Origin of the sequence: Kitasatospora sp. GP82, assembly GCF_029892105.1 — a bacterium.
Lineage (GTDB): Bacteria > Actinomycetota > Actinomycetes > Streptomycetales > Streptomycetaceae > Kitasatospora.
Window position 1 is genome coordinate 72,470 of sequence record NZ_JARZAJ010000003.1, and the last position, 20,922, is coordinate 93,391.

At 71.3% G+C, this 20,922-nt stretch carries 16 protein-coding genes and 3 pseudogenes; 11 read left to right on the forward strand and 8 right to left on the reverse strand.

The genetic code is table 11. The features are described 5' to 3' along the window. Positions 1–72 precede the first annotated feature (72 nt). Positions 73–492, forward strand: coding sequence for a TOBE domain-containing protein (locus tag P3T39_RS03625; protein WP_280695821.1), 420 nt, complete (start codon positions 73–75; stop codon positions 490–492). 55 nt (positions 493–547) lie between these two features. Here the strand turns inward: P3T39_RS03625 and P3T39_RS03630 are convergent. After that, positions 548–658, reverse strand: a pseudogene (locus P3T39_RS03630) (FAD-binding molybdopterin dehydrogenase); the annotation flags it as partial. Between the two features lie 294 nt (positions 659–952). On the opposite strand from P3T39_RS03630, the gene P3T39_RS03635 reads away from it, so the two are divergent. Next, positions 953–2,557 (forward strand): PucR family transcriptional regulator, encoded by a 1,605-nt coding sequence (locus P3T39_RS03635; protein ID WP_280695822.1) that lies wholly within the window; start codon positions 953–955, stop codon positions 2,555–2,557. Between the two features lie 31 nt (positions 2,558–2,588). Here P3T39_RS03635 and P3T39_RS03640 read toward each other — a convergent pair whose 3' ends face one another. Further along, positions 2,589–3,068: a MarR family transcriptional regulator gene (locus P3T39_RS03640; RefSeq protein ID WP_280695823.1), complete on the reverse strand. Its 480-nt coding sequence runs from the start codon at positions 3,066–3,068 to the stop codon at positions 2,589–2,591. A 122-nt stretch (positions 3,069–3,190) separates the two neighbouring features. Here P3T39_RS03640 and P3T39_RS03645 point away from each other — a divergent pair. Continuing rightward, positions 3,191–3,568, forward strand: a pseudogene (locus P3T39_RS03645) (class III extradiol ring-cleavage dioxygenase); the annotation flags it as partial. 291 nt (positions 3,569–3,859) lie between these two features. Here P3T39_RS03645 and P3T39_RS03650 read toward each other — a convergent pair. After that, positions 3,860–4,054 carry a hypothetical protein gene (locus tag P3T39_RS03650; protein ID WP_280695824.1) on the reverse strand — a complete coding sequence of 65 codons (195 nt, stop codon included), beginning with the start codon at positions 4,052–4,054 and terminating at the stop codon, positions 3,860–3,862. 328 nt (positions 4,055–4,382) lie between these two features. Here P3T39_RS03650 and P3T39_RS03655 point away from each other — a divergent pair, with 328 nt between their 5' ends. After that, the gene (locus P3T39_RS03655; protein ID WP_280695825.1) at positions 4,383–5,915 is read left to right on the forward strand and encodes an AMP-binding protein; all 1,533 of its coding nucleotides are present in this window, start codon (positions 4,383–4,385) and stop codon (positions 5,913–5,915) included. Between the two features lie 31 nt (positions 5,916–5,946). On the opposite strand, the gene P3T39_RS03660 is transcribed toward P3T39_RS03655, so the two are convergent. Beyond that, a complete protein-coding gene (locus P3T39_RS03660; RefSeq protein ID WP_280695826.1) occupies positions 5,947–6,714 on the reverse strand; it encodes a LuxR C-terminal-related transcriptional regulator in 768 nt (255 codons plus the stop codon). Positions 6,715–6,956: 242 nt separating this feature from the next. On the opposite strand from P3T39_RS03660, the gene P3T39_RS03665 reads away from it, so the two are divergent. Continuing rightward, complete coding sequence (locus P3T39_RS03665; RefSeq protein ID WP_280695827.1) at positions 6,957–7,772, forward strand: TIGR03084 family metal-binding protein; 816 nt, start codon at positions 6,957–6,959, stop codon at positions 7,770–7,772. A gap of 224 nt (positions 7,773–7,996) precedes the next feature. On the opposite strand, the gene P3T39_RS03670 is transcribed toward P3T39_RS03665, so the two are convergent. Then, complete coding sequence (locus P3T39_RS03670) at positions 7,997–9,241, reverse strand: IS21 family transposase (RefSeq protein WP_280695828.1); 1,245 nt, start codon at positions 9,239–9,241, stop codon at positions 7,997–7,999. Between the two features lie 497 nt (positions 9,242–9,738). Here P3T39_RS03670 and P3T39_RS03675 point away from each other — a divergent pair, with 497 nt between their 5' ends. From P3T39_RS03675 to P3T39_RS03685, 3 genes and pseudogenes are all read left to right on the forward strand, one after another. Beyond that, a complete protein-coding gene (locus tag P3T39_RS03675) occupies positions 9,739–9,987 on the forward strand; it encodes a hypothetical protein (RefSeq protein ID WP_280695829.1) in 249 nt (82 codons plus the stop codon). Between the two features lie 66 nt (positions 9,988–10,053). Continuing rightward, entirely contained in the window at positions 10,054–10,782 is a 729-nt protein-coding gene (locus P3T39_RS03680) for a DUF2637 domain-containing protein (protein ID WP_280695830.1), read from the forward strand. Between the two features lie 145 nt (positions 10,783–10,927). Then, positions 10,928–11,032 (forward strand): annotated as a pseudogene (locus P3T39_RS03685) (aspartate/glutamate racemase); the annotation flags it as partial. A 71-nt stretch (positions 11,033–11,103) separates the two neighbouring features. On the opposite strand, the gene P3T39_RS03690 reads toward P3T39_RS03685, so the two are convergent. The 3 genes from P3T39_RS03690 to P3T39_RS03700 form a co-directional block, all read right to left on the reverse strand. Next, a complete protein-coding gene (locus tag P3T39_RS03690) occupies positions 11,104–14,331 on the reverse strand; it encodes an error-prone DNA polymerase (RefSeq protein ID WP_280695831.1) in 3,228 nt (1,075 codons plus the stop codon). 79 nt (positions 14,332–14,410) lie between these two features. Next, the gene (locus P3T39_RS03695) at positions 14,411–16,345 is read right to left on the reverse strand and encodes a DNA polymerase Y family protein (RefSeq protein WP_280695832.1); all 1,935 of its coding nucleotides are present in this window, start codon (positions 16,343–16,345) and stop codon (positions 14,411–14,413) included. A gap of 18 nt (positions 16,346–16,363) precedes the next feature. Further along, positions 16,364–17,074 (reverse strand): hypothetical protein, encoded by a 711-nt coding sequence (locus P3T39_RS03700; protein ID WP_280695833.1) that lies wholly within the window; start codon positions 17,072–17,074, stop codon positions 16,364–16,366. Between the two features lie 189 nt (positions 17,075–17,263). On the opposite strand from P3T39_RS03700, the gene P3T39_RS03705 reads away from it, so the two are divergent. From P3T39_RS03705 to P3T39_RS03715, 3 genes are all read left to right on the forward strand, one after another. Further along, positions 17,264–17,698 (forward strand): VOC family protein, encoded by a 435-nt coding sequence (locus tag P3T39_RS03705; protein ID WP_280695834.1) that lies wholly within the window; start codon positions 17,264–17,266, stop codon positions 17,696–17,698. Between the two features lie 101 nt (positions 17,699–17,799). Next, complete coding sequence (locus P3T39_RS03710) at positions 17,800–18,750, forward strand: oxygenase MpaB family protein (RefSeq protein ID WP_280695835.1); 951 nt, start codon at positions 17,800–17,802, stop codon at positions 18,748–18,750. A 465-nt stretch (positions 18,751–19,215) separates the two neighbouring features. Further along, positions 19,216–20,823, forward strand: a complete 1,608-nt coding sequence (locus P3T39_RS03715) for an AMP-binding protein (protein WP_280695836.1) — start codon at positions 19,216–19,218, stop codon at positions 20,821–20,823. The last annotated feature ends 99 nt before the right edge of the window (positions 20,824–20,922 follow it).

A 20,922-nucleotide genomic window follows, 5' to 3' on the forward strand; every position in this document is an offset into this window, starting at 1 on the left:
CAGGTGCCGGTACCTGTAACGGGGGTCTGCCCCGGGACCAACAGTCCCACGATATGAAACAGAGGTCATCTCATGAGCCTGAGCATTCGCAACCAACTCCCCGGTACGGTCACCGCCATCGCCAGGGGCGAGGTCATGGCCAGTGTCAAAGTCGGCCTGGCGGGTGGTCAGGAGCTCACCGCCGCCGTCACCCTGGATGCCCTCCAGGAGCTCGGCCTGCACACGGGCAGCGAGGTCCGCGCCCTGGTGAAGGCCACCGAAGTCGCCCTGGCCACCGGCCCTGTCGCCGGGCTGAGCATCCGCAACCAGCTCCCCGGTACCGTCTCCGAGGTCACCAGGGGCGGCGCGATGGCCGGGGTCAAGGTCGCCGTCGGCGGCAGCGAACTGACCGCCGCGATCACGGCCGACGCCGCCACCGAACTCGACCTCAAGGCCGGTTCACCGGTCGTCGCCCTGATCAAGGCGACCGAGGTCTCCCTGGCCGCCGCCTGATCCGCTCCGGTCCCCGGCGGCTCCGTTCCCCGGGACGGCCTCCGCCTCCAGTGCGCAGTCGCCGCAGGTGCGTCTGCGGCCCGGAGAACAGGTACGTGCCGCCGCCCAGCCAGGCGTCGCCGCGCCGCCAGGGCTCGCCGAAGCGGGCCGGGCCGGACTCGGCCACCGTGTTGAGATCCGTCTCTCTCCCTCCGCCACTCGGCTCGCTGCGCGCTCGGCTCGCTCTGCGCTCGGCTCACCGACCGGGTCTCCCCGCACCGCCTTCATAGGCTTGCTGACCAATTGAAGCGACCGCGCAACTGGGCGGACGACTGGTGTCGGACACCGGGCGGGGTGGTCTCCTGTGGTTGATCCAACAAGAGGGGATCACGCACCTTCCTCTTGCATTTACGATGCCCGTGCGCACCTTGCCCTCGCTGAAGCGAGATGCAGGATCGGCGCGGAGCACAAGGAGCGAGGAATGATCGTCGGGGACCTGCTGGAGCTGGACGACCTGCACATCGGGCTGGCCTGGGGAACACCCGACCTGCTGGGCCGCCAGGTCACCGGAGTGACCTCCACCGACCTCCAGGACCCGGCCCGGTACCTCCAGCCCGGCGAACTGGTGCTCAGCGGCCTGGTCTGGTGGCGGCCCGACCAGACGACGGCCGCGCTGCGCTTCACCACCTCGCTGCGCAGCGCCAGGGTGGCCGCCCTGCTGGCCGGCGAGGGCACCCACGGGACCGTGCCCGAGAGCCTGGTCGAAGCCTGCCGCACCCACGGCATCCCACTGCTCTCGGTACCGCCCGGCACCAGCTTCCGCGCCGTCACCGACCGGGTCTACCTGCGACTCTGGGGCGACCTCCAGACGCGCTCGCACGGCGTCGCCGCGCTCCCGGAGGCCGCGCGGCGCGAACTGCTCGGCCTGCTGCACACCGAGACCCGGCTGGACGAGGTGCTGGCGTGCGCGGTGGCCCGGCTCGGGCTGCCGGACTGCTCGGTGGTCACCGCGAGCGGGCGCGTCATCGCCTCCTCGACGGCGGCGGGCGACAAGGCGGCCGGCGATACGGCGACCGGCGCCTCGGCCGGCCTTCCGTCGGCGCAGCGCACCCCGGCGGGGCGGGGCGGACGCGGGTCCGTGCCGGTCGGGCCGCAGGGCGATTCGCCGTTCGACGGCTGGCTGCTACTGCCGCACACCGTTCCCGAGCCATGGGCGGCCGGGCTGCTGCCGGGGCTCGCCGAGCTGCTCGGGCCGCTCGCGGCCCGAGCGCGGGCCACTGCCGCCGCGCAGCGCCAGTCGGCCGCCAGGGCAGTCGAGTTGCTGACCCAGGACGGTCCGGAGCCCGAGCTCCTCGACACCCTCTCCAGCTGCGGCCTGCCGCCTGGTGCTCCGCTCGTGCCGGTCACCGTCCGGCTGGCCGGCGACGCGGCGGAACCACGGGCCGCCGCCTGGGCGGTGTCCGCGCTGGCCGAGGCGCTGCACCGAGCCGGCGCACCGTTCTCCGCCGGGACCGACGGGCGCGGCGGAGCCGTCGGCCTGGTCGCCGCACCCGCCACGACGGTGACGGCCGTGCTGCGCGACGCCTGGCCCGCGCTTCAGGGCAGGCTGACCGGCCGCCGGTCGCTCCGGGCCGGGGTCGGGCCGTCCACGGCGCCGACCGCCGAACTGCTGCGCGGGGCACTGGTACAGGCCGCGTACGCGCTGGACACCGGCGTGAGCGGCACCGACAGCGTCCGGGCGGCGGGGAGCCGGACCGCAGGGGTCGGCAGCAGCGGTGAACTCGGTTCACTGGCAGCGCTGTTGAAGGGCATCCCGACCGAGGTCACCGCCGCGTTCCATCGAAGACTGCTGGCCCCGGTGACCGAGCACGACCGCGAGAACACCGTCTCGCTGCTCGGCACGCTGAGCACTTTCCTGGAGCACGACGGCTCATGGGCGCGGACCGCCGAAGCCCTTCACATTCATGTGAACACCGTGCACTACCGAATCCGCCGGATCGAGGAGCTCACGGGGCGCAGCCTGGCCCGGCTGGAGGACCGCATCGACCTGCGGGCGGCCCTGCTCTGCGCCCCCTCGCCCCGCTGACCGGAACCCCGCACCCCGGTACGGCTGCTGCTCAGCGACCCGCCGCACCGCGCTCGGCCGCGCGCAGGCGCTCGCTGACCTCCCCGAGGCCCTCGCCCAGAACGGTGAGCTGCTCCGGAGTGAGGAGGTCGATCAGCACCTCGCGGACGGTGGCGACATGCCCGGGCGCGGCCGCCCGGAGCACCCGCCAGCCCTCGTCCGTCAGTTCGGCGAAGACCCCGCGCACATCACTGGGGCAGGAGCGGCGGCGGACCATTCCGGCCTTCTCCATCTGGGTGACCTGGTAGGTCAGACCACTCTTGGAGGTGACCAGCCGGTCGGCGAGGTCAGTCATCCGCAGCGAGCCGTCGGGCGCGGCGGAGAGCTGCACCAGGATCTCGTACTGCGTGTGGGAGAGCCCGGCGTTCTCCTTGAGCTGATGCTCCAGGCGCCGTGCGACCAGGTTGCTGGCGGCGACGAAGCCCCGCCACGCGGCCATCTCGCGCTCGTCCAGCCAACGGGGTTCGTCCATGGGGACATCCTACTCTGTCGTTCAAATTCGAACGAAGGTGTACGGTCGAAGACGCAGGTTCAAATTTGAACTACCAATTCCACTGCCGGCCCCGATCGGCAGTCGAGGCGAGGAAGTCGACCATGAGCACTGCCGCCGCCGAGCGCATGCCCGCCCTCCATCTCTCCCACGGCGCACCGCCGCTGGCCGACGACCCGATCTGGCGCGGCGAGCTGGCGGCCTGGTCGGCCGACCTGCCCAGGCCCGCGGCGATCCTGATGATCTCCGCGCACTGGGAGGAGGCACCACTGGCCATCGGCGCCACCACCACCGTGCCGCTCGTCCACGACTTCTGGGGCTTCCCGGAGCACTACTACCGGGTCCAGTACGCCGCGCCAGGTGCGCCGGAGCTCGCCAAGAGCGTGCGCAAACTGCTGCGCGCCCCCGGCACCCCCGTGCAGGACATTCCCGACCGGGACCTCGACCACGGCGCCTACGTACCGCTGGTGGAGATGTTCCCGGGGCCGAGCTCGGCTCGCAGCGCAGCGTGATCGACGGCTTCTGGATGGGCCTCGCCAAGCGCTCCATCCAACTGGGCTGAGCGGCTTCCACCCGCCACCCGCCACCTGCCACCCGCCGACCACCGGCAACGGCAACGGCAACGGCAACGGCAACGGCAACGGCAACGGCAACGGCAACGGCAACGGCAACGGCAACGGCAACGGCGCAAGATCTCACCCACGGCCAAGGGCCGACCGGGTAAGCCCGTTGAGCACCCGGTCGGCCCTTGGCCGAACCTCCGATTCCTGCGGTCAGCCGGCGGTGGCGTCGCCGCCGACCGCGAAAGCGATGCCGCCGGTACCGCTGGCGGTCGCGTCACCGCCGACGGCGAGGGCACCGTTCGGATGCGTCCCCGCGTCCTGGGCCGAGGCCACACCGACGCCGCCGACGAGGGCGATGCCGGCAATGGCCGCAGCAGCGGTGATCCTGGCGATCGAAATGCGCATGAGTCCTCAGAAATTGGTACGTGACCGAGTTGGTGACGGGACGCCACGATCTTCGGCACCGCCCGGCGCGGCCGAGAATCCTGACGCACCCAAACCACCCTGCCGGACGACGAGATCCACCGGTAGGGCCGAGCGAGCGCGGATCAAACCCGCGTTCGACCCCGGGCGCCCGGATGCTCGCCGTCGGCCGACGCCGGCCGAGACCGCAGCCACCTGCGGAAGCAGGGCGGTCTCGCCCTGTCCGCCGATATCACCATCGCTCGCCCGATCAGGTAGCACCCCCGATCGGGGGTATGCGGGAGCGCACCGGGCCCGGCACAGTGGCGGCATGCAGACTCCACTCACCGTGATGGACTTCCTCGACCGGGCCGAGCTGGTCTACGGAGACCGCGTCGGCCTGATCGACGAGCCGGTTCAACCTGCCGCCTCCTGGGGCGAGGTGACGTATCGCCGGATGGCCGAACTGGCCCGCGCCCAGGCGGCGGGCCTGGACCGGCTCGGTGTCGGCCCCGGCGAGCGGGTCGCCGTCGTCTCGCACAACTCGGCCCGGCTGATGACCTCGTTGTACGGGGTGAGCGGCCACGGCCGGGTACTCGTGCCGGTCAACTTCCGCCTGAGGGCGGAGGAGGTGGCGTACATCGTCGAGCAGAGCGGCGCGTCCGTCCTGCTGGTGGATCCGGAGCTGGACGAGGCGCTCGCCGGGGTTCCGGTCAAGCACCGCTTCGTACTCGGTGCCGAGAGCGACGAGTTGCTGTACGACTTCGCCAACGAACCCGTCCGGTACCGGATCTCCGAGTCGCAGACCGCCACCATCAACTACACCAGCGGAACCACCGCCCGCCCCAAGGGCGTTCAGCTCACCCACCGCAACCTGTGGCTCAACGCGGTGCTGATGGCCCTGCACTTCGGCGCCGGCGACCGGGACGTGTACCTGCACACGCTGCCGATGTTCCACGCGAACGGCTGGGGCATGCCCTTCGGGCTGACCGGCCTCGGCGCTCGGCACGTGGTACTGCGGAAGGTGGACGGAACCGAGATCCTGCGCCGGGTCGAGCAGCACGGGGTCACCTTCCTGTGCGGCGCACCCGCCGTCGCCGCCATGGTCCTCGAGGCCGCCGCCGACTGGGACGGCCCCATCCCCGGGCGGGACCGGGTACGCATGGTCATCGCTGGCGCACCCCCGCCCACCTCCCTCGTGCAGCGCTTCGAGGACGAGCTGGGCTGGGAGTTCATGCAGATCTACGGCCTGACCGAGACCTCTCCCGTCGTCACCGTCAACCGCAGCCGTGCCGAGTGGGACGAGCTCCCCTCGGGCGAGCGGGCCGAGAAGCTGGTGCAGGCAGGTGCTCCCGCCCTGGGCTCGCAGCTGAAGGTGGACGAGCAGGGTGAAGTACTGGTCCGCTCCAACGTGGTGCTCGAAGGCTACTGGCAGCAGCCCGAGGAGACTTCAGCGGCGTTGAAGGACGGCTGGTTCCACACCGGTGACGGCGGCGCCCTCACCGACGGCTACCTCGCCATCTCCGACCGGAAGAAGGACGTCATCATCTCCGGTGGCGAGAACGTCTCCTCGATCGAGGTGGAGGACTGCCTCTACCGCCACCCGGCGGTCTCCGAGGTCGCGGTGATCGGCGTGCCGGACACCAGGTGGGGCGAGACGGTCAAGGCGCTGGTGGTGCTCAAGGAGGGCCACAGCACCGACGAGGCCGAGCTGATCGCACACTGCAAGCAGCGACTGGCCGGGTACAAGTCGCCGACCTCGGTGGAGTTCCGGGACGAACTGCCCCGGACCACCACCGGCAAGCTGCAGAAGTTCCGGCTGCGCGCACCCTACTGGGAGGGAAAGGTCCGCAAGGTCAACTGAGCGGTGGGTGGCGGGCGACGGGCGACGGCTTTCAGTCGATCAGACCGAACTCCAGTGCGACCAGGGTCAGTTCCACCCGGTTGCGGACACCGAGCTTGCGCATGGCGCTCTTCAGGTAGCCGGTGACGGTGTTGCGGGTGAGGCCGAGCTGGGAGGCGATCTCCGGATTGGTCCGGCCGGTCGCCGCCCAGCGGAGCACCTCGTGCTCCCGGGGCGTCAGCCGGCTCGAAGAACCCGGCGCGGGGACCGCCCAGTTGGCGCCGCCGGCCACCGACCAGGCAGCGGCACCCGCGATCGCCCTGGTCGCGGTGGCCACCAAGTCGGTCACCTTGCGGATCCGCACATCACCGAAGGACACCACCGCGCGCAGCGAGGCGTACACCACCCCGTACACCGCGCCCTGGTGGAGCAACGGGACGGTCAGCATCGCGTACAGGTCCTCGGCGTCGACGGCAGCGTCGTAGTGGTGGGAAATGGTCGTCGCTGCACGGTAGTCGGACACCCAGGTGGGCGAGCGCTCGGCGAGCGCCCGGCCGCCGAGTCCGGTGCCCGACGGGACCTCCAGGTCGTGCAACAGGTCGGCACGGGTCCCCGCCCAGTACCGCAGCACCATCCGCCCCGGACGCTCCGGCCGGTCCGGGACACCGACAAGGCCGACATCGGCCCCGCAGTCGGCGACCACCCGGCGGGCCAGGTCGCTCAGGACGGCGGACCGCACCAGCTCTGCGGCCCGTGCGTCGATACCGAGCCGTGCGCCGCTGTCACCACCCGGTTCACGGGTCGGTACTGCCCTCGTCACCGAGCGATTCTCACATGATCGCCCCGCGTCCGGGAGCGTTCCGACCGGACCCGTTCCGCAGGGCCCGCCGGGGCCGTTACGCTGCGGACACCGCAGGGCCCGCCAGGGCAACCGCGCCACCGTCCCCGGAGCCGCAGGGCCCAGGCCCTGCGGGCCGGACCGGCAGAGCCGTCGCCTCCGGGCCGGCGCCAGGAACCACCGATGTTGCCCGCCCCACCGACGCCCTCGACGGAAGGCCCACGATGGCAGATCTGACCGCACTTCTCGACGACCTACGGGCCGAGAGCACCGACCTGGACGACCTGGTCGCCGGGCTGGACCTGGACGGCCTCACCACTCCCACGCCGGCCGCCGGGTGGACCATCGCACACCAGCTCTCCCACCTCGCCTGGACGGACCGCTGGTCACTGCTGGCAGCTCGCGACCCGGAGGGCTTCCAGGCCGCCGCCGAACGGGAGTTCACCTCCGGCGCGGATCCCGTCGAGGCGGGTGCGGCGGAGGGCGTCGGCGAGGAGCCCGTCGCACTGCTGGCCCGCTGGCGCACCGGGCGGGACGAGTTGCTCGCCGCCCTGCGCACGGCCGAGGCTGCGGGGCTCCGGCTGCCGTGGTTCGGTCCGCCGATGAAACCGGCCACCATGGCCACCGCCCGGCTGATGGAGACCTGGGCACACGGGCAGGACGTCGCGGACGCACTCGGCGTCGACCGCAAGCCGACGGCCCGACTGCGGCAGGTGGCCCATCTCGGTGTGCGGACCATGGGGTTCGCGTTCGCGCTGCACGGACTTCCGTCGCCGTCGCCGGAGCAGCCCGTGCGGGTGGAGCTGACCGCTCCTGCCGGCGAGCTCTGGACGTGGGGACCACAGGACGCGGCGGACCGGGTGAGCGGGCCCGCACTGGACTTCTGCCTGCTGGTGACCCAGCGGCGGCACCGGGACGACCTTGCGCTGCGCGCCGAGGGCGCAACGGCGTCGGCCTGGCTGCCGATCGCCCAGGCCTTCGCCGGTCCTCCCGGAGGGGGACGGCCTTCGAGGGAGTCGAGTCAGACCGACCGGCAATAGGGGCCCGCGGGTAGGCACTCACCGGAGTCGGTTGCACTGTCCAGGGGCGCGAGGCTCTTGGCGGGAACCGCCCACCCGGGCGACGTACTTGCCCGTGCCCACCGTGACGGAGATCGGAGAGGCGGGGGTGAGCCCGGATCTCCGATGTCCGTCGAGGCGGATCGAGCCCGCTCCTGCCCACCCCGCTCGATGCCGGCGGCGAGAGCCGGGTGGCTCGGTTCGGTTCATCCCTGCGATTCGCCACGCCCCTGCGTCGGAACGCGCCCGCGCAAGGCCTCGGCCTCGGCCAACGCCTCCCGGGACAGTGGACGAGGGCCTCTGCCGCGCGGGCAGGGCCGAGCGTCGCTGCGGACCGTGCGGGCAGGGCGCTCCAGGACGATGGCGTCGCCTCGACCGGCCAGCGTCAGCCCCGCCCCCTGCGACGCCAGCGCGTGGCGGGCAATGACCGCTCCGCTCCCGGCGGCGATCGACAGGAACGGTTCGCCAAGGCGCCGACAGACCTGCACCACGGCGCCCGACAGGTCGGACGGGACCATGTAGAAGTTGCCGCGGAAGGACACCCGTCCCTCGGAAGTGACGGTGCGGCTGGCACTGATCCGGGCCGGGAAAGGCAAGTCCGGCAGGTCCATCAGTGCCTCCGCGGCGACCGGTCCACGGGGACCGTCCATCCGGCAGGCGAGCCGGTCGAGGCTCTCCTGCGCGGCCCAGAGGCCGATCTCCTTCGGCATCACGCGCCACCAGCGCCGGAGGGCACGGTGCTTGGCCTCGTCCGCCACGCCTTCTCGGCCGGATCGAACGGGCGGGCGGATATCGACCCCGACGCCGTAGTACTTGGCCACCTCCGCGAATGCCTGCGTCACCCTGCCGGTGGTCGGGCAGCAGACGGCCGGTGTCCGGTCGAACCGCCAGCGTCCGGCGGTGCCGCCCAGACGCCTCATCACCTGGTCCATGGCTTCGACGAGTTCGGGGAGCTCCTCGCTCTCGGCCAGCACTCCGCGCCAGCGGCCCGAGCGTGACAGCGAGCCCAGCAGCAGGCGGGCATGGCTCCCGCAGTCCCACTTCGCGGGCGGATCGGGAAGCTCCAGCCACTCGAACCGGACTTCCTCGTCCGTCCGGCGCGGGGAGGCGGTGCTCCTGTTGGGGTGGCAGAGCCCGCAGGGCGGCCTGACCTCGCGCTTGCGCAGGGCGCGGGTGAAGGTCGAGTAGCCACCCGGATAGCCCAGCTCGACGACCTCGTCGAACAGCACGGACGCCGCCAGGTGCGGATCGTCCGCCAGGCGTTGCCGGCAGTACGGCAGAAACCGCGAGAACCCGTCCTGGACGGGACTGCGGACCCCCGCGATCCGATCCCCGCCGAGGTAGGACCTCACCGTCTTGCGGTCACGCCCCAGGTGCCGGGCGATCGCCGAGATGGACCACCCCTGACGACGCAGTTCCCACACATCCGTGTATTCCTCCTTGGTGAGCATCCGTTGCCCCTCACAACCCTGACTCCGTCCACATGCGGGCTCTTAATTGCCGACGAACCCCACGCGGCGGCAAACGTTACACGATGACGGAGAGATCGAATAGAAGAAAGCACCCGCCCACCCCCGCGCACTCTGGGGAATTTCAGTGAGCACTGCTCCCTCGGAAGGGATTGCGCCACCCCCGCGCCACTGGGGAGTCTCGGAGAGCATCGCCAGAAATTAATATATACCGGCCTGCAATCCCGGACCGCAGCGCTTCACCCCCTGACGATCACTACACCAGAGGGTCGCGCCACCCCTGGGAAATTTCAACGAGCACCTCCGGCGGAGATTCACGGAAGAATCTCCAGGCAGCCGGGCTATGGAGATCGAATCGAGAAATATCCGCACACCGCTCCGGGTAATTTGGATGAGCATCGGAGATGCTGAATATGGAAGGACGCCCGTCTGCCGTACATCCCCGACCGGACGCCGTTCGTTGATGGGGCATGAGTTCAATGCGTCAGCAGATTTCTTCACCGCCCCTGCCACAGGATCCGGTGACGAGTCTCGGAAAGTGGCTCTTCGTCCCTGACCGGAGGAATTTCGCGGGCGACGTGCGGGTCGGCTACCTGTCGTGCAACGGCGAGCGGGTCGTCCTGCAGCACTGCTCCCGTCTTCTGGCCGACTTCTTGCGGACGATCCGTCAGCTCGAGGAGGACTTCGCCGCGCGTTGCGGCGCCGACCCCGTAATGGCCGGTGTGTGACTTCCGCCGGGCGAGCTCCGGAAGTCGGCAAAACGGCCGGTTGGCCAAGGTATGGAGGGTACCGTCATGTATGACCCGATAGGCGAGTTCTTCCCCCCGTACGGGGCTACGGTGTACTGCCCCCCGGAGGATCACCCGCGGGCTGCGCCCTACGAACAGAACGGCTGGTACGACGGGAGTGCCACGCCCGGCAGCGCATGGCCTTCGTTCCCGACCGTCGAGGCATTGGGCACCTGGGATCCCGAAGGCGTCTTCATTCCCCATCCCCGGGTTCCTGCCGACGAGTTCGCACCGCTCACTGCCAACTCCACCGTTCCGCAGGTTCCTCGTCATCGACGGCGGGCACATCCGCCCGTGGTGACGTGGTCGCAGGTCATCAGTTCCCTGTTCGGGGTGCTCACCGCCGTGACAGTCACCGCCATGTGCCTGCTGGGCTGGACGCTCTCCTACGACCCGCTCCAGGACCTGGCCCTGTCCCGGGCACCGCACGGGCTGTCCCAGCTGTGGCCGCTCATCGTCTACGGGCCGTGGATCGTGGGCTGCCTGTCGGTGCTGCGCGCCGCCCTGGACGGACGCCGGCCCCTGCACTCCTGGGTGGTGGTGGTCCTGTTCTCCAGCGTCGCGACGGGACTCTGCATCGCCGACGTCTCGCAGACGGTTCCCAACGTGATCGTCGCAGGGCTCCCCCCGATCACCGCGGTCGTCTCCCTGCACCAGCTGGTACGCCAGCTCACCGCGGGCAAGGACACCCATCGCCACGCGTACCGCCAGGCCTCGCACAAGTCGCCCCGCTGAAGGGAGTCCGGAAATGACCGCGTGACCCCGCTCCTCGCGGGGGCCTCATCGACCAGCTCCGAGTGGTAATGCGAAACCGGGGCGGCCGGAGTCCGCCGGCTCGGCCGCTCCACCACCGGATCGCCGGGCATGCGAGGGTCGACCGATGAAGACCATCGGCCTGCTCGGCGGAGTGAGCCGGGAATCCACGGCGGAGTACTACCGTCTGCTGAACGAACTGACCGGAGAACAGCTGGGCGGCCTGCACTCGCCGACGACGCCGGCCGCTGAGCAGCCCGACCGCTGAGCAATCCGACCGCCGGGCGGCGCCGATGTCCGGCGTCAGACCCCGATACGGAGAGCGGTCAGGCGGGTGGCGACCAGATTGGTGGCGCCGTGGTCGCGTTCGATACGGCCGTGGACAAGGAGACCGGCGCGGTCGAGGGCGGTGCGGCGGCTGGGCTCCCAGACCGGGCGGCTGCAGATGACGTTGATCAGACCGGTCTCGTCCTCCAGGCTGAGGAAGAGGACACCGCCCGCCGTGGGCGGCCGTTGACGGTGTGTCACCAGGCCGCCCACCAGGACGGCGGTGCCGGGCTCGACCCCGGGAAGGGCGGAGGCCGGGAGGGCGCCGCCCCGCCGCAGAGCCGGGCGCAGGTGCTGCATCGGGTGGCTGGTGGCCGAGGTCCCGGTGGCCCAGAGGTCGGCGATGGTCTCCTCGACCGGGGTCATGGCGGGCAGCGGTGGCGCGTCCGCACCGGGGGCCGTTCCCGGCAGGGTGTCCGGCGAGACGGCCGCGTACACCCCGGCCGACCAGAGTGCCTGACGCCTGGTCAGCCCGAAGCAGCCGAAGGCCCCGGCCGTGGCCAGTGCCTCCAGGACGGGGGCGGGCAGGGCAGTGCGGCGGGCGAAGTCCTCCAGATCCGGGTACGGCTGCCCGGCGGCGATCGCCTCGGCCTGCGAGGCGCCGAGCCCTCGGACGGTGGTGAGGCCGAGCCGGATCGCGGGCTGCGGGATACGGCTGCCGTTTCGCGGAGCACGGCTGCGGCCCGAGGGCTCCAGGGTCGGCCCGGGGCCGCTGGCGTTGACGTCCACACCACGGACCTGGACGCCGTGTCGCCGTACGTCGGCAACCAGGCTCAGCGGCGAGTAGAAGCCCATGGGCTGGTTGGCCAGCAGAGCACAGGTGAAGGCGGCCGGGTAGTGGTGCTTGAGCCAGGAGCTGGCATACACCAGGTAGGCGAAACTGATCGCATGGCTCTCCGGAAAGCCGTAGTTGGAGAACGCCTCGATCTTGGTGTAGACGTCCTCGGCGACGTCGGTGGGGATACCGCGCTCGGCCATCCCGTCCAGCAGGCGCTGACGCAGCTCGGTGACGCGCCGATGGGACCGCTTGGCGCCCATCGCCTGCCGCAGCCGGTCGGCCTCGGCCGGGCTGAACCCGGCGCAGTCGACGGCCAGTTGCATCATCTGCTCCTGGAACAGCGGCACCCCGAGGGTCTTGCTCAGGGCGTTCTCCATCAGCGGGTGCGGGCAGTGCGCCGGTTCGGCCCCGGCACGGCGGCGCAGATACGGGTGCACGGACCCGCCCTGGATCGGTCCGGGACGGATCAGTGCGACCTCGACCACCAGGTCGTAGAACTCGCGCGGCTTCAGCCTCGGCAGGGTGGCCATCTGGGCTCGCGACTCGACCTGGAAGACCCCGACCGTGTCGGCCCGGCAGAGCATCGCGTAGACGTCCGCGTCGTCCGCCGGGATGTCGGCCAGACCGAGGCGGATGCCATGGTGCTCGGCGATCAGGTCGCAGGCGTCGTGCAGGGCCGAGAGCATGCCGAGACCGAGCAGGTCGATCTTGACCAGCCCGGCTCCGGCGATGGAGTCCTTGTCCCACTGCAGCACGGAACGTCCCGGCATCCGGGCCCACTCGGTGGGGCAGATCTCGCCGATCGGTTCCCCGGTGAGCACCATGCCGCCCGAGTGGATGCCCAGATGCCTCGGCAGTCCGTGGAGTTGACGCCCGAGGTCGAGCACGTCGGCGGGGATCACCGCATCCGCACCGGGCGGGCTGCGGAAGTCGGCCTGCCGGGTGAATGCCTCGACCTGGCCGCTCGGGTAGCCGAGCACCCGGGCGGCGTCGCGCAGCGCCAGCCGGGGCCGGTAGGTGATGACGTTGGCGACCTGGGCGGCGTGCTCGCGCCCGTAGCGGCGGTAGACGTACTGGATGACCTCCTCGCGGCGGCGGTTCTCGATGTCGAGGTCGATGTCGGGCGGGCCGTCGCGTTCGACGCTGAGGAAGCGCTCGAAGAGCAGCCGGTAGCTGATCGGGTCCACGGCGGTGATGCCCAGGGCGTAGCAGACGGCGGAGTTGGCGGCGGATCCCCGGCCCTGGCACCAGATGTCCTGTTCCCGGCAGAAGTCGACGATGTCGTGGACGATGAGGAAGTACCCGGCCAGGTGCAGCTGTTCGATGACGTCGAGTTCGCGGGCGAGCTGGCGCAGGGCGGGTTCGTTGTCCGCACCGAAGCGGACCGGTCCGGCTTCGGCGACCAGGGCCCGCAGATGGCTGATCTCGCTGTGGCCCTCGGGTACGGGGAAGCCGGGGAGTCGGGGATCCAGCCCGCCGAAGTCGAAGGCGCAGGCCCGGGCCAGGTCCACGGTGGCCTGCTGGACTCCCGGGTAGCGGGCCAGCCGCGCGGCCATCTCACGGCCGGACCGCAGATGGGCCGTCCCTGCGGCCATGGTCCAGCCCGCCGACTGCTCGACAGTGCGGCGTTCGTGCAGCGCGGCAAGCCCCTGGGCCAGCCGGGCCTCGGCCGGGGTGGCGTGGTGCACGTTGTTGGAGGCGACCGCAGCCAGACCGAGCCCGGCCGCGAGGGCAGCCAGGCGGTCGTTGCGCAGGTCGTCGCCGGGCAGGCGCTGGTCGATCAGTTCGACGAAGACGTTCTCCCGGCCGAACGCCTCGACGAGGAACAGGAGTTCGCGTTCGGCTGCCTCGGGTCCACCGGTGGCCAGAGCAGCCGGAACGCTGCCCTTGCGGCAGCCGGTGAGCACCGCCCACTGCCCGTGGTGCGCAGCGGTGAGCCGCGCGAAGTCGTACGCCGGGCGGTTCTTGGCGCCGCCCGCCATCTGGGCCGCGCTGATCTCGGCGGACAGACGGCGGTAGCCCGCCGGGTTGCGGGCCAGGACCAGCAGATGCTGCTCGGAGCTCAGTGTGAGCTCGGCACCGAAGACGGTCCGCAGTCCCAACTCCTTTGCAGAATCGGCAAATCGGACCACCCCGTACAGGCCGTCGTGGTCGGTGAGTCCGACGGTCTCGATACCGAGCCGGACGGCCTCCTCGGCCAGGACCTCGGGGTCGCTCGCGCCGTCGAGGAAGCTGAATGCCGAGTGGGTGTGCAGCTCCGCCCACGGGACGGCGATGCCGGGTGGGGGCGGGGGCGGCGTACGCGGGGACGGACTGCGGCGCAACGGTACGACCTCGCCCACGGGCCGGTCGGCCTCGCCCGGTCGGCCGGCCATCCGGCGGCGCAACTCGCTCCAGGGGAGAGAGGGGTGGCTGGTGAATCCCATCGCGGTCGTGCTCCGTCAGGGTGGTGCGGGGTGGGTGGTACCGGTGCTCTACCGGGGTGCCCCTCGGGCGGTGCTCTCGTCAGGCATAGGCGGCCTCCACCGACCAGCGGCCGCCCTCGACGGTGAGTACTAGGGCCCGGTCGTCGGCCACCGTGATCTGGAAGCGGGCCCGGCGGCGGCGGCGCTCCGGATCCCACCAGTACTCGACGGCGGGCCAGGGGCCGGTCCAGCCGGTGATCTCGAACAGCCCTCCGTCCAGGGCGAGTCGGGCCGGTGGGGCGGACACCTCGGCCCGTCCGCTGACGGTGACGGGCAGCCCACCGGAATCCAGGACGGCGACCGGGAGCGGGCTGCGGGGCACCACGCTGGGTGCCGGATCCTGCAACCGGCCCGGCCAGGGAGCGGGCACGGGTGCCTCGTACGCCTCCCCCCAAGGAACGCGCGCCAGTTGCTCGGCCGGGCCACGGCCTCCCGCAGGCTCGATCCTGCGCAGCCCGGCATGCCCGAGCACGGCCTGCACCCGGGCCACGGCGCGTTCGACCCGGTCCTCGGCCACGGCCTGGCCCCAGAGCGCCAACTGCCGCCCCTGGTCGGGCACCAGGTCGTCCGGGGCCAGGCGCAGCGCGGTGAATCCGGCGGTGCCGGTGGAGGAGGGGTCGTCAGGGTCACCCGACGGGGCAGTGGCGAAGGCGCCGGCGGACTGCCAGGCCTGGAGCTGCCAGCGGGCGCGTTCGGCAAGCGCGGAGGCCCCGAGCCCGCCCTCGTGCCGCCAGAGGCGGGAGGCCGTGCGGCCGTCGGCGCAGCTCACCTCGACGGCGACCCGCTGGCAGGTCAGACCGGCCGAGGCGAGCCGGACGTGCAGCTGTTCGGCGAGCGTACGGGCGACGAAGATCAGCGGTTCGGCGAGCGGTTCCGGCGGGTCGAAGCGGTGTTCCACCGTCAGGTCGAGGCCCTCGGAGCGAGGGACCAGCGGACGTGACTGCAAGCCCCGGGCACGGCGGAGCGCGGCGGTCCCGGTCGGGCCGAACCGATCGGCGACCGCCCGTCCGGAGAGCGCGGCAAAGTCGCCCACGGTGTGCACGCCGAGTCTGACCAGCAGCTCGGCCAACGGCTCGTCGCCGAGCGCGGCCACCGGGTAGGGAGCGAGGAACTCCCCCGTACGCCCCTCCGGTACGAGCACCCCGGCGCGGGCCGCGAGCACCGCCGCGAACAACCCGTCGGCCACGCCGACCCGGCAACGCGGCCCGACCTTCGACGGCTCCCCCGGCAACGAGGCCACAGGGCTTGCCGAGGCCGCAGAGGTTGCCGACGTTGCCGGGACCGCCGGGACCGGTCCGGCCGGTCTTTCCGCAGGCGGTGACCATGCACTGTCCGGGGCGCGGGACCCTGCACCGTGCAGTGGCGTGACCGCGCAAGCAGCTCGGTCCTCCTCCGACCGCCCCTCCCCCGCGTGCACAGGAAGCGGCCGCACCTGCGCCAACCGCCCGCCCCCGACACCCGCTACCGCCCCCTCGTCAACCCGGCCCCTGGCCGGCGACGGCGGGGATACGTCGGCCGGGCCGGCCGAGGCGGGTTGCGGTGCGCCTCGCCCGAGGGCCTCGGCCACCGCCGCATGCACCTGGGCGGCCAGCGCCTCCTCGCCTCCGAAGTAGCGGCCGGGGCCCTTGACAGGGATGGCGCACATCCCTGGGCGCAGTACCTCCACCCGGGGCGTGAACGCCTCCACCGCGGCGATCACCGGTTCGAACAGCCGGGTCTCGGCCTCCGGGTCGCGCTCCCGGAGTTCCAGTTCCGGGCAGAGTCGCTGGGCCAGCCGCAGGCGCTGCCCTCGGCGTACGCCTGCGGCGCGGGCCTCGTCCGAACAGGCCAGCACCCGTCCCGACTCCAGCACCGCCACCGCGCGGTCCGTACCGGCGGCCTCCGGCGCCGTGGCCACGACCGGCCAGTCCGGGCACCACACCACCAGCACCCGGGCCGCGCCCGTATCCGACTCCACCGTCACCGTCACCGCCATCTCGCACCGCCGTACCACTCACGCCACTGGACCCACCGAAACCCCCGCAGATTCCCCGATCCCCCAGATCTCTGTTCGAACGGGCGTGGCCCCGGCCGACTCCGCAGGTTCGACCGTCCGTGCCGTGCCGTGCTCGTCCGGCAGCCACAGGTGCGCCGTGCGGACGCGGGCGCCTGCCCCACGGCCCTCCGCCGCGACCTCGGCCTGCCGCCCCAGCAGTTGTCCGCAGCCCTCTCCGAGCCCGAACCAGCGGGCGGAGTTCACCCGCAGCCGCAGTCCGGCCCCCGGCCAGGGTCCGGCCACCAGCAGCGCACAGCCGCCGCGCCGCAGCACGGCCGTGAGCCTGGCCGCCAGCTGCGCGGGCACCGGGCCGTCCGGGCGCAGCAGGATCAGCCCGACCGCCCCGGCCAGGGCGGCGACGACCTCCGGCCAGTGCGGTCCGGGGTCGTCCACGAGCAGCAGCCGACGCAGGTCGAACCCGTATCCGGCGGCGGCCGCCAGCCCGAGGTCGGGCAGTCCCACGGCCGCCGACCAGATGCCCTCCACCGCCGCCGCACCGGCGGCCAGGGCCAGCAGCAGACCGGTGTCGCTCTGCACCGACACCGCCGCGCCGCGCCGCAACCCGCCGCCGGGCAGGAGCGGCGCCAGCGCCGGGAGGACGGGCAGCAGTTCTCCCTCGGCCGTCGCGAGGGCGGCCGGGCGGAGGAGCTCGGAATCGAAAGTTGGCACACTTCAGGATCGAACATATGTTCATAGATATTCAAGTCCGGTTATCTGATGGAGTAACAGAAAATCTCTGACCTGCAGAGATGCCGAATTACGAAATCGTTCGATCACACTCCGCACTCGGTCGATATATTCGAACACTCCGGGACGCCGACACCCCGCCAGGCCCCGGTCTCCCCTACCCTGACCGGCATGCCCAAGACTCCCCCGCCGCCCCCGCCACCCCCACCGCCCCAGGTCTGGCCCAGCCTGCGCGCCCACGACGCCCGCGCGCTCATCCGCTTCCTGGTCGACGCCTTCGGCTTCGAGGAGACCGTCGTCTACGCCGACGACATCCACGTCCACCACGCCCAGCTCTCCTGGCCACCCGGCGGCGGGATCATGCTCGGCTCGGCACGCGAACAGGACGACACCGAGGATCCCTGGCCGCTGCGCCCCGGCACCTTCGGCGCATACGTGGTCACCGACCAGCCGGACGCCCTGTTCGCCCGCGCGGTCGCCGCCGGGGCCGAGGTCCTCTCCGCGCCGCACGACACCGACTACGGCTCCCGCGACTTCACCGTCCGCGACCCCGAGGGCAACCACTGGTCCTTCGGCACCTACCGGGGCGAACCCCGCCGCCACTGATCCGAACTACTGCTCGCGCCGACATCCCGTCAGGCCGTAGAGTCCGGGTGACCGTTCAGTAACACCGGGCTGCCAGCCGGCCCGGCCGCCGAAGGATCCCGATGAAGCGTCACGCGTGGTTGGACCGGATTCAGCAGCTCGACCCCGAGACCGACTTCACCGAGATCTACCGGATCAGCAGCCAGTACGAGTTCCCCTGGGACACCAACCAGTCGCTCGGCTTCGCCCTCTACCGTACGTATGCCGTGCCGAGCATCGGCCAACTGCTCGCAAAGACCGGTGAGTTCACCGAGCGAACGCAGAAGCGTTACGACGACACGGTGTTGATCCTGGAGGCGGTGGTCGAGCACGGCTTCGAGTCCGCGCCGGGCCGCGAGGCGATCCGCCGGATGAACCAGATGCACCGGCGCTACGACATCTCCAACGAGGACTACGTCTACGTGCTCTCCACCTTCGTGGTGGTGCCCAAGCGCTGGCTGGACGAGTACGGCTGGCGGCCCTACTCGCCGCACGAGGTGCGGGCCTCCGTCAACTACTACCGCCGACTCGGCCGCCATATGGGCCTCAAGGACGTCCCGGAGACGTACGAGGAGTTCGAGCGGCTGCTGGACGACTACGAACGGGCCAACTTCTCCTTCGACCAGGGCGGCCGGGACGTCTCCGACGCCACTCTCGACCTGACCGCCGGCTGGTATCCGAAGCCGCTGGGCAAGGCGATGCGCACATCCTCGATCTGCCTGCTGGACGACCCGCTGCGCGAGGCCTTCGGCTACCCCAGGCCACCCGCGCTGCTGCAGAAGGCGGTTCGGGCCGGGATGCGGATGCGCGGGCGAGTCGTCCGACTGCTGCCGCCGCGCCGCAAGCCCTGGCTCGCCCGCGACGGCCGCCAGGTCAGGTGCTACCCGAACGGCTACCGGATCAGCGAGCTGGGTACTTTCGAGGAGAGCGGGGGTGGCGGCTGCCCCTTCCCGCACGGCACGAGCACCCTCGACATCGACACCACCGACACGGCCGCGCAGGGTGCAGCGTCCGGACATGACAGTCCCCGGTAGTCCCGTTCTCGATCCGTGAACCTCAGTCGTCGCCGAGTGTTCCGGTGTCGGGCGAACGTGCCGGGGGCTTAGCCAGAGCCTGGATGGTCACTCCACTCGACAGACGTCTCCATCGAACTTCGTGGCTCTGTCCGGTATTCCGGTGTAATGACCAGTTTCCTCCGTATTCGGCGCAGGTCAAGAGCCAGGACCGGGCTATTTCACCCCGATTCCACCCATTCCACCGCCCGACACCGTTGGTGACCGGCCGGGAACCATCGGCGACGGCCGAGCGCCGGCGACACCGACGGGGCGAGGTGTCTTGACGAATCCGCCGTTGTTGACCAAGCCTGGTCGGGCACACCCGCAGCACAGAGCAACGCGGCGCAACACAGAGCAACACCGCACAGGACACGGCACGACAGCTGGACACAGCACGACAGCGCAGTACGCCAACGCCCACCCGCCCAGAGCCGGAGGTCAACGGTGACCGAGCAGGCGTCCTTCACCCGTGGCAGCACCCGGATCCCGCTGCTGTCCTGCACGATCGGCGAGCGCCTCGACCAGGTGGTCACCGCCTTCCCCGACCGGGAGGCACTGGTGGACGTGCCGAGTGGCCGGCGGTGGACGTATGCCGAACTGGCGAGGGACGTCGACCGGTTGGCCGGCACTCTGGCGGCGCACGGCGTGGCCAAGGGCGACCGGGTGGGCATCTGGGCGCTCAACTGCCCGGAGTGGGTACTGGTGCAGTACGCCACCGCCCGGCTCGGGGCGATCCTGGTGAACATCAACCCGGCGTACCGCAGTCATGAGTTGGCCTACGCGCTGAACCACTCCGGTGTCAGCCTGCTGGTCGCACAGCCCGAGTACCGCAGCAGCGACTACCGAACGATGGCCGCCGAGGCCGAGGACGGCTGTCCCGCCCTGCGCGAGACGCTCTGGATCGGCGACCCGGCGTGGCAGCGGTCGGCTGCCGGGGAGAGCCCCGACGGCCCTCTCGATCTCCCCGGGCTTCACTGCGACGAGCCGATCAACATCCAGTACACCTCCGGCACCACCGGCTTCCCCAAGGGAGCCACCCTCTCGCACCGCAACATCCTCAACAACGCCCATACCGTGGGCGAGTTGCTCGGCTACACCGAGCAGGACCGCATCTGCGTGCCGGTGCCCTTCTACCACTGCTTCGGCATGGTGCTCGGCAATCTGGCGGCACTCAGCCACGCCGCCTGCGTGGTGATCCCCTCGCTCGGCTTCGACCCGGCCGCCGCGCTGCGCGCGGTCGCCGCCGAACGGGCCACCTCGCTGTACGGGGTACCGACCATGTTCATCGCCGAGCTCGGCCTGCCGGACTTCGACTCGTACGACCTCTCCTCGCTGCGCACCGGCCTGATGGGCGGCTCACCGTGCCCGGTCGAGGTGATGAAGCGGGTCCAGTCGGACATGCACATGGCCGAGGTGGCCATCGCGTACGGGATGACCGAGACCTCGCCGGTCTCAACCCTCACCCGCCGGGAGGACGACCTGGCGCACCGGACGGAGACGGTGGGCCGGGTGGTGCCGCACGTGGAGGTCAAGGTCGCGGACCCGGTGAGCGGGGAGCCGGTGCCGCGCGGCGAGCCCGGCGAGCTGTGCACCCGGGGGTACTCGGTGATGCTCGGCTACTGGGACGAGCCCGAGCGGACGGCCGAGGCGGTCGACCGCGAGGGCTGGATGCACACGGGCGACCTCGCGACCATGCGCGAGGACGGGTACCTGTCCGTGGTCGGGCGGATCAAGGACATGATCATCCGTGGCGGGGAGAACGTCTACCCGCGCGAGATCGAGGAGTTCCTGCACACCCACCCGGCGATCGCGGACGTCCAGGTGGTCGGGGTGCCGGACGGCCGGTACGGGGAGGAGATCTTCGCCTTCGTCGTCCTGCACGACCCGGCCGGCAGGCTCTGCGCCGAGGACGTGGCCACGTACTGCCACGGACGGTTGGCGCACTACAAGACGCCGCGCCACGTGCGGGTGGTGGAGGCGTTCCCGATGACGGTGAGCGGCAAGGTCCGCAAGACCGAACTGCGCGAGCTGGCGGCCCAGGACGTCCAGTAGTGACACCGCCACGAGCGACCGTGCGCCGGGAACGGTTACCGCAACGTGTTCGACCGCCGCCCACGCGGTCATCTAACCTGGTGACGTGCTTATTCTCGT